Below are 15,234 nucleotides of genomic sequence, written 5' to 3'. Positions count from 1 at the left end.
CGATTCAGCTCGTTATTCGGCTCGCGCCCGCACGTGGATAGCCGCAAAAGGCTCATTCTGGACCAGCTCGACCAAGGATTCCTTGACCAGCTCAAGGATCGCCATAAAGGTCACCACCACCCCCAGGCGCCCCTCTTCGGCGGTGAACAGCTCGACAAACGGCACAAAACCGCCGCCCTTGAGGCGTTCGAGCACATCGCTCATGCGCTCGCGGGTCGACAATGCCTCGCGGCTGACCTGGTGGTGTTCAAACATGTCGCCACGGCGCAGTACCTCGGCCATCGACATCAGCAACTCTTCCAGGCTCACGTCCGGCAACAGCTTGCGCGCCCGGGCTTCCGGCGCATCGAGCTTGGGCACCACCACATCGCGGCCCACGCGGCTGAGGCCGTCGATGCCTTCGGCGGCGGCCTTGAAGCGTTCGTACTCCTGCAGGCGTCGGATCAGTTCGGCGCGCGGGTCGTCCTCTTCGGCCTCGATCGTCTCCGAGCGCGGCAACAGCATGCGCGACTTGATCTCGGCGAGCATCGCGGCCATCACCAGGTACTCGGCGGCCAGTTCCAGGCGCACCGACTGCATCAGCTCGACATAGCCCATGTACTGGCGGGTGATTTCCGCCACCGGGATGTCAAGGATGTTGATGTTCTGCTTGCGGATCAGGTACAGCAGCAAGTCCAGCGGGCCTTCGAAGGCCTCGAGGAACACCTCCAGGGCATCCGGCGGGATGTACAGGTCCAGCGGCATTTCCATGACCGCCTGGCCATATACCATGGCAAACGGCAGTTCCTGCTGGGCGCCGGCCTGGCTGTCGACGGTTTCCACGGCCGACATTCAGGCCTCGGCCATAAACGGCGCCGGGTCGCCGCAGCCGACGCGGATCACTTCGGGGTCGCCGTCGGCCAGGTTGATCACGGTGGACGCCTTGCCGCCGCCGAAACCACCGTCGATGATCAGGTCGACATGTTTTTCCAGCAGTTGGCGCATTTCGTAGGGGTCTTCCAGCGGTTCGGTGGCGCCGGGCATGATCAGCGACACGCTCATCAGCGGCTCGCCCAACTCGGCCAGCAGCGCCAGGGCGATCGGGTGTTCCGGCACGCGCAGGCCGATGGTGCGCTTCTTCGGATGCAGCAGCAGGCGCGGCACTTCGCGGGTGGCGTTGAGAATAAAGGTGTACGGCCCCGGCGTGTGGGCCTTGAGCAGGCGGAAGGTGCCGGTGTCGACCTTGGCGAACAGGCCCAGTTGGGACAGGTCGCTGCAGATCAGCGCGAAGTTGTGCTTGTCGTCCAACTGACGCAGGCGTCTGACACGCTCGACCGCGTTTTTGTCGCCGATCTGACAACCGATGGCGTAGGACGAATCCGTTGGATAGATCACCACGCCACCGGCGCGAATGATCTCCACAGCCTGCTTGATCAGGCGTGGCTGAGGGTTTTCCGGATGAATCTGGAAGAATTGACTCACGTGCTCTACCTGTTCAGACGGTGGCAATAATGGGGTCATGCTTGAATCGCCCCCACAAGAGCGGCAAGTCTTCCGGGACCGGGCGATATTCGCCGATCTCGGACCAGCCGCCTGGGCCATGAAAGTCACTGCCGGCGCTGACCAGCAGACCAAATTCGCGGGCAAGAATCGCCAGGCTGCCAACCTGTTCTGCGGGTTGATGCCCGTTGACCACTTCAATTGCGTGGCCGCCCGCACCAATATAGTCGCCAATCAGCTTGCGACGCTTGCTGCGGGTGAAATCGTAATGCCAGGGATGTGCCAGGCTGACCCATGCCCCGGAGGCCCGCAGGGTCTCGACGGTGTCGTCCAAGGTCGGCCAGTGCTGCTTGACGTCGCCCAGCTTGCCGGCGCCCAGCCATTTGCGAAAGGCTTCGGCGCGGTCCCTGACAAACCCTTCGCGCACCATCCAATCGGCGAAATGCGGCCGGGCCGGTGCGTTGCCGCTGTCGCCCAGTTCCTGCTGGATGGCCCGGGCGCCGTCGAGGGCGTTGGACATGCCTTTGAGGCCGAGCTTGCGGCTTATTTCTTCGGAGCGCAGCCAGCGGCCATCGCGCAATTGGGCGATGGCCTCCACCAGCGGCGGAGCTTTTTGGTCGAAACCGTAGCCAAGCACATGAATGGTGGCGCCACCCCAGGTGCAGGACAATTCCACGCCGTTGACCAGTTGCATACCCAGGGCCTGGGCGGCTTCGCGCGCTTCGTCGAGGCCTTCGAGGGTATCGTGGTCGGTCAACGACAGGACTCGCACGCCTTTTTCAAACGCACGCGCAACCAGCACCGCGGGCGCCAGGGCGCCATCGGAGGCCGTGCTGTGGCAGTGCAAATCAACATTCACGGAAGTGTGTAACCTCAAGTCAGGTGGCGCTTTCGCTACCAAGGATGTTTGTTATTATGCCGCCACATCCAGCTTCTGGCTCTTACTGTGAAACAATTCATCGACTTCATCCCGCTGTTGCTGTTTTTCATCGTTTACAAACTCGACCCCAGGGTCATCGATCTCGCCGGCCATGAACTGACCTTCGGAGGCATCTACAGCGCCACCGCCGTGCTGATCATCAGCTCCATCGTGGTCTACGGCGCCATCTTCATCTCCCAGCGCAAACTCGAAAAAAGCCAATGGCTGACCCTGGTCGCCTGCCTGGTCTTCGGCAGCCTGACCCTGGCTTTCCACAGCGAAACCTTCCTTAAATGGAAAGCCCCGGTGGTGAACTGGCTGTTCGCCCTGGCGTTTATCGGCAGCCACTTCATTGGCGACCGCCTGTTGATCAAGCGGATCATGGGCCACGCCCTGACCCTGCCGGAGCCGGTATGGACCCGCCTGAACATGGCCTGGATCGTGTTTTTCCTGTTCTGCGGCGCCGCCAACCTGTTCGTGGCCTTCACCTTCCAGGACTACTGGGTCGACTTCAAGGTGTTCGGCAGTCTGGGCATGACCTTATTGTTCCTGGTCGGCCAAGGCATCTACCTGTCGCGCCACCTGCATGACACCGAACCCACTTCGCCGAAAACCGAGGACTGACATGCTCTACGCCATCATTGCCACCGACGTTGCCAACTCGCTGGAAAAACGCCTCTCCGCGCGCCCGGCCCACGTCGAGCGCCTGAAAGTACTGCAGGCCGAAGGCCGCATCGTGTTGGCCGGCCCGCTCCCGGCGATCGACAGCAACGACCCGGGCGACGCCGGTTTCACCGGTAGCCTGATCGTTGCCGAGTTCGCGTCCCTGGTCGATGCCCAGGCCTGGGCCAAGGCTGACCCGTATGTAGCGGCCGGCGTCTACGCGGACGTGGTGATCAAACCGTTCAAGCAAGTCCTGCCTTGACCCCGGTTGCGCCGAACCAATTCGGTTCGGCGCACTCCTAATTGCTCATTATTCTGGGTAACCTGCCGACAACGTTCTGAATATTCGTGTGGAATCAGGAGTTCCGATGCGCTTACGTCAGTTGTGTCTGTTGGCAGTGTTAATGATCGGGGCTACGGCCCACGCTGAAGAAACCTCAAGCACCGGCAGTTCTACGCCCCTGTCCTTGAGCGCCGGCAGCCAGATCACCGAATTGCAGCAACGCTTGAAAGAAAGCGAACGGCTGCGTGAAGAACTGAGCAAGCAACTGCAAACCACGGAGGCTGCGCGTGAAAGTGCCCAGTTGAGTCGCTTGCGCCAAGAGAACCAACGCCTGGCCCAGCAACTCAAAGAGGCACAGGGCGGCGGCTTGACCCGATGGCTGACCGAACAGCAGCAGTGGTTTGTCACCGGCGCGGCCGTCGCGCTGATCGCCTTGCTGTGCGGGATCTTCGCCAGCGGTGGGCACCGTCGCCGTCGACAATGGCTAAATTGAGTGAGTCATGAGCGAGCTGTTACTGATAGATGATGACCAGGAGCTCTGTGAGCTGCTGACCAGTTGGTTGGGCCAGGAAGGCTTCCAGGTGCGCGCCTGCCACGACGGCTTGAGCGCCCGCAAAGCCTTGGCCGACAGCGCCCCGGCGGCCGTGGTGCTCGACGTGATGTTGCCCGACGGCAGCGGCCTGGAGCTGCTCAAGCAATTGCGCAACGACCATCCGGAGTTGCCGGTGCTGATGCTGTCGGCCCGGGGCGAGCCGCTGGACCGCATCCTCGGCCTGGAACTGGGCGCCGACGATTACCTGGCCAAGCCCTGTGACCCGCGGGAACTGACTGCCCGCCTGCGCGCGGTGCTGCGTCGCAGCCACCCGGCTGCCGTGTCGACCCAGCTCGAACTGGGCGACCTGTGCTTCAGCCCGGTGCGCGGCGTGGTCAGCATCGACAATCAGGAATTCACCCTCACCGTCTCCGAAAGCCGCCTGCTCGAAGCCTTGCTGCGCCAGCCCGGCGAACCGCTGGATAAACAGGAACTGGCGCAGATCGCCCTCGGCCGCAAGCTGACCCTCTACGATCGCAGCCTCGACATGCACGTCAGCAACCTGCGCAAGAAGATCGGCCCGCACCCGGATGGCCGGCCACGGATCGTGGCGCTGCGCAGCCGCGGCTACTACTACAGCCTCTGAACCCCGCGCCACACTGATCCCACTGTTGATCTGCTCGTTCCCAAGGGTTTTGTCAGGCGCCGCCAAAACCCTCTTTACCCAAGCTTTACCCACACCTGACCGCCGCTGACCTTGATCTCCGTAATCTACTCACATCCGGACTCACCGGAATAGAGACAGGAGAATCACCATGCGCAAGACCCTAATCGCTCTGATGTTCGCCGCTGCCCTGCCCACCGTTGCCATGGCGGCAATGCCCGAAGGCCCAGGCCCGATGGGCGGCCCAGAAGGCCACATGATGATGGGTGGCCCGGGCCACGGCGGTGAACACGGTCCGCGTGGCAAAGGTGGCCCGCTCAGCCAGCTGGACTTGAGCAAGGAACAGCGCGAGCAAATTGGCAAGCTGATGGGTGGCCAATGGCAGGCTCGCAAAGACCTGGTCAAAAAGTACCTGGACAAACTCCCGGCTGCTGACCAGAAAGCCATGCAAGATGAAATCGCCGCCGGCAAGCAGAAAACCCAGGCCGATATCCGTGCCGTACTCAAGCCTGACCAGCAGAAGAAATTCGACGAGATCGTCAAGAAACAGGAACAACGCCGCGCCGAATGGAAGGAATTCCAGGCCTGGAAAGCGCAGCAGCCGCAAAAAGCGCAATAATGCGTTAGCTTCACTGCCCCAGCCCAGCGGTTCACGCCGCTGGGCTTTTCCTGTTTGAGGGTTTCCTGTGCGTTCATTGTTCTGGCGCATCCTGGCCAGTTTCTGGCTGGCTATCGCCTTGGTTGCCGGGCTGTCGATCCTGCTTGGGCATATGCTCAACCAGGACGCCTGGATTCTCAGCCGCCACCCCGGCCTCAATAACCTGGCCGAAGAGTGGACCCAACTCTACGAAGCCCAGGGCGAGGACGCCGCCCAAGACTTGCTGCAACAGCGCAAGCGTCAGTATCACATTGACGTGCAAGTACTCAACGAAAGCGGCGAGCCCGTGGTACGCGGCACCTTTCCGCGCCGCGCCGCCGCCTTCGAAGCCCGGCAGAACGACAGCAAGGACGGCCACCTGCCCTGGCGGCGCCTGACCGCCGAGTACACCAGCGAAAAGACCGGCGACACCTACCTGCTGATCTATCGCATCCCCCACCCGGAGCTGGACGCCTGGCATCGCAGCAGCCTGATGTGGCCGTTGAGCGCATTGGCGATTGCCCTGGTGGTGCTGACCCTGTTCAGCCTGCTGGTGACACTGTCCATCACCCGCCCCTTAAGCCGCCTGCGTGGCGCGGTACACGACCTCGGCCAGGCCACCTACCAGCAGAACAGCCTGGCGCAACTGGCCAACCGCCGCGATGAGTTCGGCGTACTCGCCACCGACTTCAACCGCATGGGCGCACGCTTGCAGAGCCTGATCGGCAGCCAGCGCCAGCTGCTGCGAGACGTGTCCCACGAACTGCGCTCGCCCCTGGCCCGCCTGCGTATCGCCCTGGCCCTGGCCGAACGGGCCGGCCCCGAGGAACGGGAAAGACTCTGGCCGCGCCTGACCCGCGAGTGCGACCGCCTGGAAGCGCTGATCAGCGAAATCCTGGTGCTGGCCCGGGTCGATGCCGACAACGCCAGTGCCGAAGACGTCGACCTCATCCCGCTGCTCAAGACCCTGCAAAAGGACGCCCAACTCAGCGCGCCAGACCAAGTGGTGCAACTGAGCGCCGATCCCGACCTGCGCCTCAAAGGCTGGCCGACCATGATCGAACGCGCCGTGGATAACCTGTTGCGCAATGCCCAGCGCTTCAACCCGCCCGGCCAACCGATCGAGTTGCAGGCGCGCCGCCTGGGCGAACGCATTCTGATCAGCGTGCGCGACCACGGCCCCGGCGTCGAAGCCGAGCACCTGAGCCAACTGGGCGAGCCGTTCTACCGCGCCCCCGGCCAAACGGCGCAGGGCCACGGCCTGGGCCTGGCGATTGCACGGCGCGCAGCGGAACGGCATGGCGGCAACCTGATCCTGGCCAATCATCCCGACGGCGGTTTCAGCGCCAGCATCGAGCTGCCATTGACGCCGGGAGTTGTCACACCGGTGTGATGATCTTCTATAGTGGCCCTTCTCTTATGGAGGGCCTTCGATGACTGACCTGCTGACTCCCATCCAAGCCGCACTCGATCTACCGCGCACCCCGCTGACCTCGACCGGGGCCGGCGCCCTGCCGTCGATCTTCGCCGTGAGCGACCTGGCCTGCGCCAGCATCGGCGCCGCCGGCCAGGCAGTTGCCCAACTCATCCTGCAACAGACCGGGCGCTTGCCCAGCGTGAGCGTGGACCGACGCCTCGCGTCTTTCTGGTTCTCGTCTTCGATCCGCCCCACAGGCTGGCAAGTACCGCCACTGTGGGACCCGGTGGCCGGTGACTATGCCAGCGCCGACGGCTGGATTCGCTTGCACACCAACGCGCCGCATCACCGTGCTGCTGCCGAGCGGGTGCTGGGCCACGTCGCTGACCGTGCCGAGATGGCGAGCAAGGTCGTCGCGTGGAACGCTGCCGAGCTGGAGCAGGCGATTGTCGATGCCGGCGGTTGTGCCGCGCAGATGCGGTCGTGGCAGGCCTGGCAGCAACATCCCCAAGGCTTGGCGGTGAATGCCGAGCACCTGGTTCAGCGCCAAACCTTTGAACCCACCGCCAACAGGCTCTGGCGCGGCGCGGCGGCTCGCCCGCTGGCCGGCATCAAAGTGCTGGACCTGACCCGCGTGCTGGCCGGCCCCGTGGCCAGTCGTTTTCTCGCCGGGCTGGGCGCGGACGTGCTGCGCATCGACTCGCCGACCTGGAACGAGCCGGGCGTGGTGCCGGAAATGACCCTGGGCAAACGCTGTGCGCGCCTGGACCTGAAAACCGCCGCAGACCGCCAGGTTTTCGAAGGGTTGCTCAAAGACACCGACATCCTGTTCCACGGTTACCGCGCCGATGCCCTCGAGCAATTGGGCTACACCGCCAGCGCATTGCAACAGCTCGCCCCCGGCCTGATCGACGTGAGCCTCAACGCCTATGGCTGGAGCGGCCCGTGGCGTAACCGCCGGGGCTTCGACAGTCTGGTGCAGATGAGCTGCGGCATCGCCGACGCGGGCATGGCCTGGAAACACACGAATGAACCTGTGCCGCTACCGTTGCAGGCGCTGGATCACGCCACCGGCTACTTGATGGCGGCCAGCGCGATCCTGGCCCTGCGCGAGCGCTTGGCGTCCGGCCGTGGCGGCTCGGCGCGATTATCGTTGGCGCGCACGGCAAAATGCTTGATGGAGGCCGGGCCGGTTCCGGAGCAACCGGCATTGCGGGCCGAAGCCCTCGAAGACCAGGGGCTGGTGGTGGAGCAAACCGCCTGGGGACCGGCGCACCGATTGCTCGCGCCGCTGACCATCAGCGGCACACCGTTGCAGTGGGATTTGCCGGCAGGGGAATTGGGGTCGCACCGGCCTCGCTGGTGACCTGAGACCGCCATCGCGGGCGTGCCCGCGATGAGGCCCACACGATCAAGCCACCCAGCTCATAACGACAACACCCCGCTATACAGCCCATACGCCGCCAGCCCCGCGCCCGCAATCACACAGGCGAAAATGCCTTTTTCCACATGGGTAAACAACGGCAGGCCCTGCTCGCGCTTGGCCAGGGCAAACAGCACCACGCCCGGCGCATATAGCAACGCCGACAGCAGCAAATACTTCAGCCCCCCGGCGTACAGCAGCCACACTGCGTAGCCCAATGCAATCAGGCCCACCAGCAGATCTTTCAGACGCTGGCGCTGGGCGCCTTCGTAGGTTTCCCCGCGCCCGCTCAACAACACCGCGTAGGCTGCCGACCACAGGTAAGGCACCAGGATCATGGATGAAGCCAGGTAAATCAGGGTGGTGTAGGTGCTTTCGGAAAACAGCGTGATCACCAGGAATATCTGGATCATCACATTGGTCAGCCACAGCGCATTGACCGGCACCTGATTGGCGTTTTCCTTTTTCAGGAAGGCCGGCATGGTCTTGTCATGGGCCGTGGCGTAGAGGATTTCCGCGCAGAGCAGCGCCCATGACAACAACGCGCCCAGCAGCGATACCGCCAAACCGATGCTGATCAGCAGCGCGCCCCAGGGACCGACGATGTGCTCCAGCACGCCGGCCAGGGACGGGTTCTGCAATTGCGCCAGTTCCGCCTGGCTCATGATCCCCAGGGACAGCAGGTTCACCAGCACCAGCAACGCCAGCACACCGAGAAACCCGATCACCGTGGCCCGGCCCACGTCCGAGCGCTTCTGCGCCCGCGCCGAGTACACGCTGGCGCCCTCGATGCCAATGAACACGAACACCGTGACCAGCATCATGTTGCGCACTTGATTCATCACACTGCCGAAATGCGGCTTGCCCAGGCCCCAGATGTCGGCGGTGAAGACATCGGCCTTGAACGCCACGCCGGCGATGACCACGAACATCAACAGCGGCACGAGCTTGGCCACGGTGGTGATCTGGTTGATGAACGCCGCCTCCTTGATCCCGCGCATCACCAGAAAATGCACGGCCCACAGCAACATCGAGGCGCAGCCGATGGCCACAGGCGTATTGCCCTCACCGAATACCGGAAAAAAATAGCCAAGGGTGCTGAACAGCAACACGAAGTAACCGACGTTGCCCATCCACGCACTGATCCAGTAACCCCAGGCGGACGAGAAGCCCATGTAGTCGCCGAAACCGGCCTTGGCGTAGGCATACACCCCGGAATCCAGTTCGGGTTTGCGGTTGGCCAGGGTCTGGAACACAAATGCCAGGGTCAGCATGCCCACGGCGGTGATCGCCCAGCCGATCAATACCGCGCCGACTTCCGCGCGCGCGGCCATGTTTTGTGGCAGGGAAAAAATCCCGCCGCCAATCATGGAGCCCACCACCAGGGCGATCAAGGCGCTGAGTCGAAGCTTTTCAGACGATTGCGACATGAATTCTCCAGAATTAAAAGAACCACCGTGTACTCAACTAATTTACGCAGGCGCGTTAGCGTTTATCAGATATCGCGAATAAAGCGCAGGCTCTAATAACCCAAAGGCATGTCAAAAAACAGAGTTTAGTCAAATTTATAAATTAAATAAGTATTGAACTTTAAGGTTTTGAGCGTCTTGCCAAGCCGGCCCGGAAAAAGTTTGCACATTCACCAAAAGGGACTAGCTTGAAACGTCCCGGCAATCAGGAAACCTTAATAATAAAAAAGCGCATAGAGGCTCTACGACGAGCGCCTTGGCGGCACTATCGCGCGCACGGCATTTTCACTCTAAGTCATTAATTCACAATGGAATGTGCCAATGATGTGATCTAAGTCAGCTGTTTGATTAGCGCACGGAATTATTCTGTGGTCTCTCTTCTCCTGCATTGGAGTCATGCAATGTCTGAATCTGCCGGAAAACTTCGACTTGGCGCACTGGTTGCACTTGTCGTGGGTTCAATGATTGGCGGCGGGATCTTCTCTCTGCCGCAAAACATGGCGGCCAGCGCCGATGTCGGCGCCGTCCTGATTGGCTGGGTGATTACGGCTGTAGGCATGTTGACCCTGGCGTTTGTGTTCCAGACCCTGGCTAACCGCAAACCCGATCTCGACGGCGGCGTATATGCCTACGCCAAGGCCGGCTTCGGCGACTACATGGGCTTCTCGTCCGCCTGGGGTTACTGGATCAGCGCCTGGCTGGGCAACGTCGGCTACTTCGTGCTCTTGTTCAGCACCCTCGGCTACTTCTTCCCGATCTTTGGCGAGGGCAACACCCCGGCCGCGGTGATTGGCGCTTCGGTGCTGCTGTGGGCCGTGCATTTCCTGGTATTGCGCGGGATCAAGGAAGCGGCGTTCATCAACCTGGTGACCACCGTCGCCAAGGTCGTGCCGCTGGTGCTGTTCGTGCTGATCGCCGTATTCGCGTTCAAGCTGGACATCTTCACCGCTGACATCTGGGGCCTGAAAAACCCGGACCTGGGCAGCGTGATGAACCAAGTGCGCAACATGATGCTGGTCACCGTGTGGGTGTTCATCGGCATCGAAGGCGCAAGCATCTTCTCGGCGCGGGCCGAAAAACGCAGCGACGTGGGCAAGGCCACTGTGATCGGCTTTATCACCGTGCTGCTGTTCCTGATGCTGGTCAACGTGCTGTCCCTGGGCATCATGACCCAACCGGAACTGGCCAAGCTGCAGAACCCGTCGATGGCTGCCGTGCTGGAGCACGTCGTGGGCCACTGGGGCGCCGTGTTGATCAGCGTCGGCCTGGTCATCTCGCTGCTCGGCGCGCTGCTGTCGTGGGTGTTGCTGTGTGCGGAGATCATGTTCGCCGCCGCCAAGGACCACACCATGCCGGAGTTCCTGCGCCGCGAGAACGCCAACCACGTGCCGGCCAATGCCCTGTGGCTGACCAACGCTCTGGTCCAGGTGTTCCTGGTGATTACCCTGTTTTCCGCCAGCACGTACCTGTCGCTGATCTACCTCGCCACCTCGATGATCCTGGTGCCTTACCTGTGGTCGGCAGCTTATGCGCTGCTGCTGGCGGTACGTGGCGAGACCTACGAAAACGCCCCGGCCGAGCGCAGAAAGGACCTGATCATCGGCGCGATCGCGCTGATCTATGCGGTCTGGCTGCTCTACGCCGGCGGTACCAAATACCTGCTGCTCTCCGCCCTGCTCTATGCCCCTGGCGCGATCCTGTTCGCCAAGGCCAAGCATGAACTGGGCAAACCGATTTTCACCAACGTCGAGAAGCTGATTTTCGCTGCGGTGGTCGTTGGCGCCCTGGTGGCTGCCTATGGCCTCTACGCCGGCTTCCTGACTATGTAATTGTTGCTCACTGGAGGATCTGTAATGACCACGGAAAAAGTGAAGTACGGCGTACATTCCGAAGCCGGCAAACTGCGTAAAGTCATGGTGTGCTCCCCAGGTTTGGCCCACCAGCGGCTGACCCCCAACAACTGCGATGAACTGCTGTTCGATGATGTGCTGTGGGTGGCCCAGGCCAAGCGCGACCATTTCGACTTTGTCACCAAGATGCGCGAACGGGACATCGATGTGCTGGAAATGCACAACCTGTTGACCGATATCGTCGCCATCCCCGAAGCCCTGGACTGGATTCTGGAACGCAAGATCACCGCCAACCAGGTCGGCCTCGGCCTGATCAACGAAGTCGGCTCGTGGCTGCGCAGCCTGGAGCCGCGCAAAATCGCCGAGTTCCTGATCGGCGGCGTGTCGGCCGATGACCTGCCGGACAGCTTCGGTGGCAAGACCATCGAGATGTTCCGCGATTTCCTCGGCCACTCCAGCTTCATCCTGCCGCCGCTGCCGAACACCCAGTTCACCCGCGACACCACCTGCTGGATCTTTGGCGGCGTGACGCTGAACCCGATGTACTGGCCGGCGCGACGCCAGGAAACCCTGCTGGCCAGCGCCATCTACAAATTCCACCCCGAGTTCACCAACGCCGACTTCCAGATCTGGTACGGCGACCCGGACCAGGACCATGGCAACGCCACCCTCGAAGGCGGCGACGTCATGCCGCTCGGCAACGGCGTGGTGTTGATCGGCATGGGCGAGCGTTCGTCGCGCCAGGCCATCGGCCAACTGGCGCTGAACCTGTTCAAGCACAAAGCCGTCGAGCGCGTCATCGTCGCCGGCCTGCCGAAATCCCGCGCGGCGATGCACTTGGATACCGTGTTCAGCTTCTGCGACCGCGACCTGGTCACCATCTTCCCCGAAGTGGTCAGCCAGATCGTCGCCTTCAGCCTGCGCCCGGACGACAGCAAGCCCGGTGGCATCGATGTGCGCCGTGAAGACGCAAGCTTCCTCGACGTGGTCGCCACCGCCCTCAAGCTCAAAACCCTGCGTGTGGTCGAAACCGGCGGCAACAGCTTCGCCGCCGAGCGCGAGCAGTGGGATGACGGCAACAACGTCGTGGCCCTGGAGCCTGGCGTGGTGATCGGCTACGACCGCAACACCTACACCAACACCCTGCTGCGCAAGTCCGGCGTGGAAGTCATCACCATCAGTGCCGGTGAACTCGGCCGTGGCCGTGGCGGCGGCCACTGCATGACCTGCCCGATCATCCGCGACCCTATCGACTATTAATTTCCAGGCCTTGGCCGCCGCCCACAAGGCGTCGGCCAAGGGGATAACCTGAACACAAGGAGATCCACCATGGCTTTCAACATGCGCAACCGCAGCCTGCTGTCGCTGATGCACCACACCAACCGCGAGCTGCACTACCTGCTGGACCTGTCCCGCGACCTCAAACGCGCCAAATACACCGGCACCGAGCGCGCGCACCTCAAGGGCAAGAACATCGCGCTGATCTTCGAAAAAACCTCGACCCGCACCCGCTGCGCCTTCGAAGTCGCGGCCCACGACCAGGGTGCCCACGTCACCTACATCGACCCGGTGTCGTCGCAGATCGGCCACAAAGAAAGCATGAAAGACACCGCCCGCGTCCTCGGTCGGATGTTCGATGCCATTGAATACCGTGGCTTCGAGCAGGAAATCGTCGAAGAACTGGCCAAGTTCGCCGGTGTGCCGGTGTTCAACGGCCTGACCGCCGAATTCCACCCGACCCAAATGATCGCCGACACCCTGACCATGCGCGAACACAGCGACAAGCCGCTGCATGACATCAGCTACGCCTACCTGGGCGACGCGCGCTACAACATGGGCAACTCGCTGCTGATGATCGGCGCCAAGCTGGGCATGGACGTGCGTATCGGCGCGCCGAAAGCCCTGTGGCCCCACGAAGACTTCATCAAACAGTGCCAGGCCTTTGCCGAAGAAAGCGGCGCGCGCATCACCATCACCGAAGACCCTCTTGAGGCGGTGAAGGGCGTGGACTTCATCCACACCGATATCTGGGTGTCCATGGGTGAGCCAGTGGAAGCGTGGGACGAGCGTATCGAGCAACTGCTGCCGTACCAGGTCAACGCCAAGATGATGAAAGCCTCGGGCAACCCCCGGGTGAAGTTCATGCACTGCCTGCCGGCGTTCCATAACAGCGAAACCAAGGTCGGCAAGGACATCGCCACGCGTTATCCGAACCTGGCCAATGGCGTGGAAGTGACCGAAGAGGTGTTTGAATCCCCGGCCAACATTGCCTTTGAACAGGCGGAAAACCGCATGCATACCATCAAGGCGATCCTGGTGTCGGCGTTGGCGGATATCTGATTTCGACACAACGTCTACTGTAGGAACACGGTCAAAATGTGGGAGGGGCGGTGCGACGATTCGACTTGCCCCCGATAGCGGTGTATCAGTCGACACAAGTATTGAATGTTAGCCCGCCATCGGGAGTAAGCGCCCTCCCACACTTAGTCCTGTGTTCACACGCTGAACTCTAGAAGGATTGCATTATGCGTATCGTCGTTGCACTGGGCGGTAACGCCCTGCTCCGCCGTGGTGAACCCATGACAGCGGACAACCAACGCGCCAATATCCGAATCGCCACCGAACAGATTGCCAAGATCCATTCCGGCAACGAGCTGGTGATCGCCCATGGTAACGGCCCGCAAGTCGGCCTGCTGTCGTTGCAGGCAGCAGCCTACACCAGCGTCTCGCCGTACCCGCTGGACGTGCTCGGTGCCGAAACCGAAGGCATGATCGGTTACATCATCGAACAGGAACTGGGCAACCTGCTGGACTTCGAAGTCCCGTTTGCCACCCTGCTCACCCAGGTCGAAGTGGACGCCAACGACCCGGCCTTCAAAAAACCCAGCAAACCGATCGGCCCGGTGTACTCCCAGGCCGAAGCCGAGAAACTCGCCGCTGAGAAAGGCTGGACCATTGCCCCGGATGGCGATAAATACCGCCGCGTGGTGGCCAGCCCGCGGCCGAAACGCATCTTTGAAATTCGCCCGATCCAATGGCTGCTGGAGAAAGGCAGCATCGTGATCTGCGCCGGCGGTGGCGGTATCCCGACGATGTATGGCGAAGACGGCAAACTGCGCGGCATTGAAGCAGTCATCGACAAAGACCTGTGCTCATCGCTGCTGGCTTCGCAACTGGAAGCCGATTTGCTGGTGATCGCCACCGACGTCAACGCGGCGTTCATCGACTACGGCAAACCCACCCAGAAGGCTATCAGCCAGGCCCACCCGGACGACATGGAAAAACTCGGTTTCGCCGCCGGTTCCATGGGGCCCAAGGTCCAAGCGGCCTGCGAGTTCGCCCGCCAGACTGGCAAAACCGCAGTGATCGGTTCACTCTCGGACATCGAAGCCATCGTCCAGGGCACCGCCGGCACCCGTGTCAGCACAGCGACCCCTGGCATCCGTTATCTGTGAAGTTGAGGAGAAATGCCTATGGCTACCTTTGAACCCGGGCACTTGCACATCGAACGCCACGCGCTGAACGACAGCGACTACAGCTACAACCTGTGCATCGACTATGAAATCAGCCAGCACCCCAAGGAAGGCCAGGGGATGCTGTTCACCCTGCATGGTTCTGTGGAGGGCAAGGACCTCAAGGAAGAATTCTTCCTGCCCAAGGACCAGGCCTTCGACTTTGCCCGGCACGCGATGAATATCGCGCAGAAGTACGGGATGCCGAAGATCGCGACACTCAATGGCGAGATGCACAAGCAGTACGACTTGATGTTCGAAGATGTGCGGCATCAGTTGAATGTGAAGCCCGGCGACCCCGTCAACCCCGAACACCTCGCATAACTCGGTCCAAATGTGGGAGGGGCAAGTCGAATCGTCGCACCGCCCCTCCCCCATTTTTGATC

Annotated in this window: 16 protein-coding genes; 12 read left to right on the top strand and 4 right to left on the bottom strand. The window is 61.8% G+C overall.

What is annotated here, in order from left to right; all coding sequences use genetic code 11:
• Positions 1–12 precede the first annotated feature (12 nt).
• The 3 genes from AC07W0_RS18310 to AC07W0_RS18300 are packed head-to-tail and all read right to left on the bottom strand — an operon-like array spanning position 13 to position 2,338.
• Complete coding sequence (locus tag AC07W0_RS18310) at positions 13–831, bottom strand: segregation and condensation protein A (protein ID WP_017847160.1); 819 nt, start codon at positions 829–831, stop codon at positions 13–15.
• Entirely contained in the window at positions 832–1,461 is a 630-nt protein-coding gene (locus tag AC07W0_RS18305; protein WP_017847159.1) for an L-threonylcarbamoyladenylate synthase, read from the bottom strand.
• Between the two features lie 13 nt (positions 1,462–1,474).
• Complete coding sequence (locus tag AC07W0_RS18300) at positions 1,475–2,338, bottom strand: PHP domain-containing protein (RefSeq protein WP_046382274.1); 864 nt, start codon at positions 2,336–2,338, stop codon at positions 1,475–1,477.
• A gap of 87 nt (positions 2,339–2,425) precedes the next feature.
• Here AC07W0_RS18300 and AC07W0_RS18295 point away from each other — a divergent pair, with 87 nt between their 5' ends.
• The 7 genes from AC07W0_RS18295 (at position 2,426) to AC07W0_RS18265 (ending at position 7,960) form a co-directional block, all read left to right on the top strand.
• Positions 2,426–3,022, top strand: a complete 597-nt coding sequence (locus tag AC07W0_RS18295; RefSeq protein ID WP_102617891.1) for a septation protein A — start codon at positions 2,426–2,428, stop codon at positions 3,020–3,022.
• A gap of 1 nt (position 3,023) precedes the next feature.
• A complete protein-coding gene (locus tag AC07W0_RS18290) occupies positions 3,024–3,323 on the top strand; it encodes a YciI family protein (protein WP_017847156.1) in 300 nt (99 codons plus the stop codon).
• A gap of 106 nt (positions 3,324–3,429) precedes the next feature.
• The gene (locus AC07W0_RS18285; RefSeq protein ID WP_102617892.1) at positions 3,430–3,837 is read left to right on the top strand and encodes an SH3 domain-containing protein; all 408 of its coding nucleotides are present in this window, start codon (positions 3,430–3,432) and stop codon (positions 3,835–3,837) included.
• Between the two features lie 7 nt (positions 3,838–3,844).
• Entirely contained in the window at positions 3,845–4,522 is a 678-nt protein-coding gene (locus AC07W0_RS18280; RefSeq protein WP_046382270.1) for a response regulator transcription factor, read from the top strand.
• A gap of 169 nt (positions 4,523–4,691) precedes the next feature.
• Positions 4,692–5,159 (top strand): LTXXQ domain protein, encoded by a 468-nt coding sequence (locus tag AC07W0_RS18275; protein ID WP_046490095.1) that lies wholly within the window; start codon positions 4,692–4,694, stop codon positions 5,157–5,159.
• 67 nt (positions 5,160–5,226) lie between these two features.
• The gene (locus tag AC07W0_RS18270; protein WP_102617893.1) at positions 5,227–6,570 is read left to right on the top strand and encodes a sensor histidine kinase; all 1,344 of its coding nucleotides are present in this window, start codon (positions 5,227–5,229) and stop codon (positions 6,568–6,570) included.
• Positions 6,571–6,610: 40 nt separating this feature from the next.
• The gene (locus AC07W0_RS18265; protein ID WP_102617894.1) at positions 6,611–7,960 is read left to right on the top strand and encodes a CoA transferase; all 1,350 of its coding nucleotides are present in this window, start codon (positions 6,611–6,613) and stop codon (positions 7,958–7,960) included.
• A gap of 59 nt (positions 7,961–8,019) precedes the next feature.
• On the opposite strand, the gene arcD (AC07W0_RS18260) is transcribed toward AC07W0_RS18265, so the two are convergent.
• On the bottom strand, positions 8,020–9,447 hold the full coding sequence (gene arcD, locus AC07W0_RS18260; RefSeq protein ID WP_017847150.1) for an arginine-ornithine antiporter: 1,428 nt from the start codon (positions 9,445–9,447) through the stop codon (positions 8,020–8,022).
• Positions 9,448–9,887: 440 nt separating this feature from the next.
• Here arcD (AC07W0_RS18260) and arcD (AC07W0_RS18255) point away from each other — a divergent pair, with 440 nt between their 5' ends.
• From arcD (AC07W0_RS18255) to AC07W0_RS18235, 5 genes are all read left to right on the top strand, one after another.
• Positions 9,888–11,315 (top strand): arginine-ornithine antiporter, encoded by a 1,428-nt coding sequence (gene arcD, locus AC07W0_RS18255; RefSeq protein ID WP_026140052.1) that lies wholly within the window; start codon positions 9,888–9,890, stop codon positions 11,313–11,315.
• Positions 11,316–11,339: 24 nt separating this feature from the next.
• A complete protein-coding gene (arcA, locus tag AC07W0_RS18250; protein ID WP_017847148.1) occupies positions 11,340–12,596 on the top strand; it encodes an arginine deiminase in 1,257 nt (418 codons plus the stop codon).
• Positions 12,597–12,665: 69 nt separating this feature from the next.
• Positions 12,666–13,676 (top strand): ornithine carbamoyltransferase, encoded by a 1,011-nt coding sequence (locus tag AC07W0_RS18245; RefSeq protein ID WP_017847147.1) that lies wholly within the window; start codon positions 12,666–12,668, stop codon positions 13,674–13,676.
• A 185-nt stretch (positions 13,677–13,861) separates the two neighbouring features.
• The gene (gene arcC / locus AC07W0_RS18240; RefSeq protein WP_017847146.1) at positions 13,862–14,791 is read left to right on the top strand and encodes a carbamate kinase; all 930 of its coding nucleotides are present in this window, start codon (positions 13,862–13,864) and stop codon (positions 14,789–14,791) included.
• 18 nt (positions 14,792–14,809) lie between these two features.
• Positions 14,810–15,172: a DUF5064 family protein gene (locus tag AC07W0_RS18235; RefSeq protein WP_102617895.1), complete on the top strand. Its 363-nt coding sequence runs from the start codon at positions 14,810–14,812 to the stop codon at positions 15,170–15,172.
• The last annotated feature ends 62 nt before the right edge of the window (positions 15,173–15,234 follow it).

It is taken from the genome of Pseudomonas sp. GW704-F2 (genome assembly GCF_059423025.1).
Note: the sequence above shows the minus strand (reverse complement) of the source record. Positions and strands in the feature narration are given on the sequence as shown.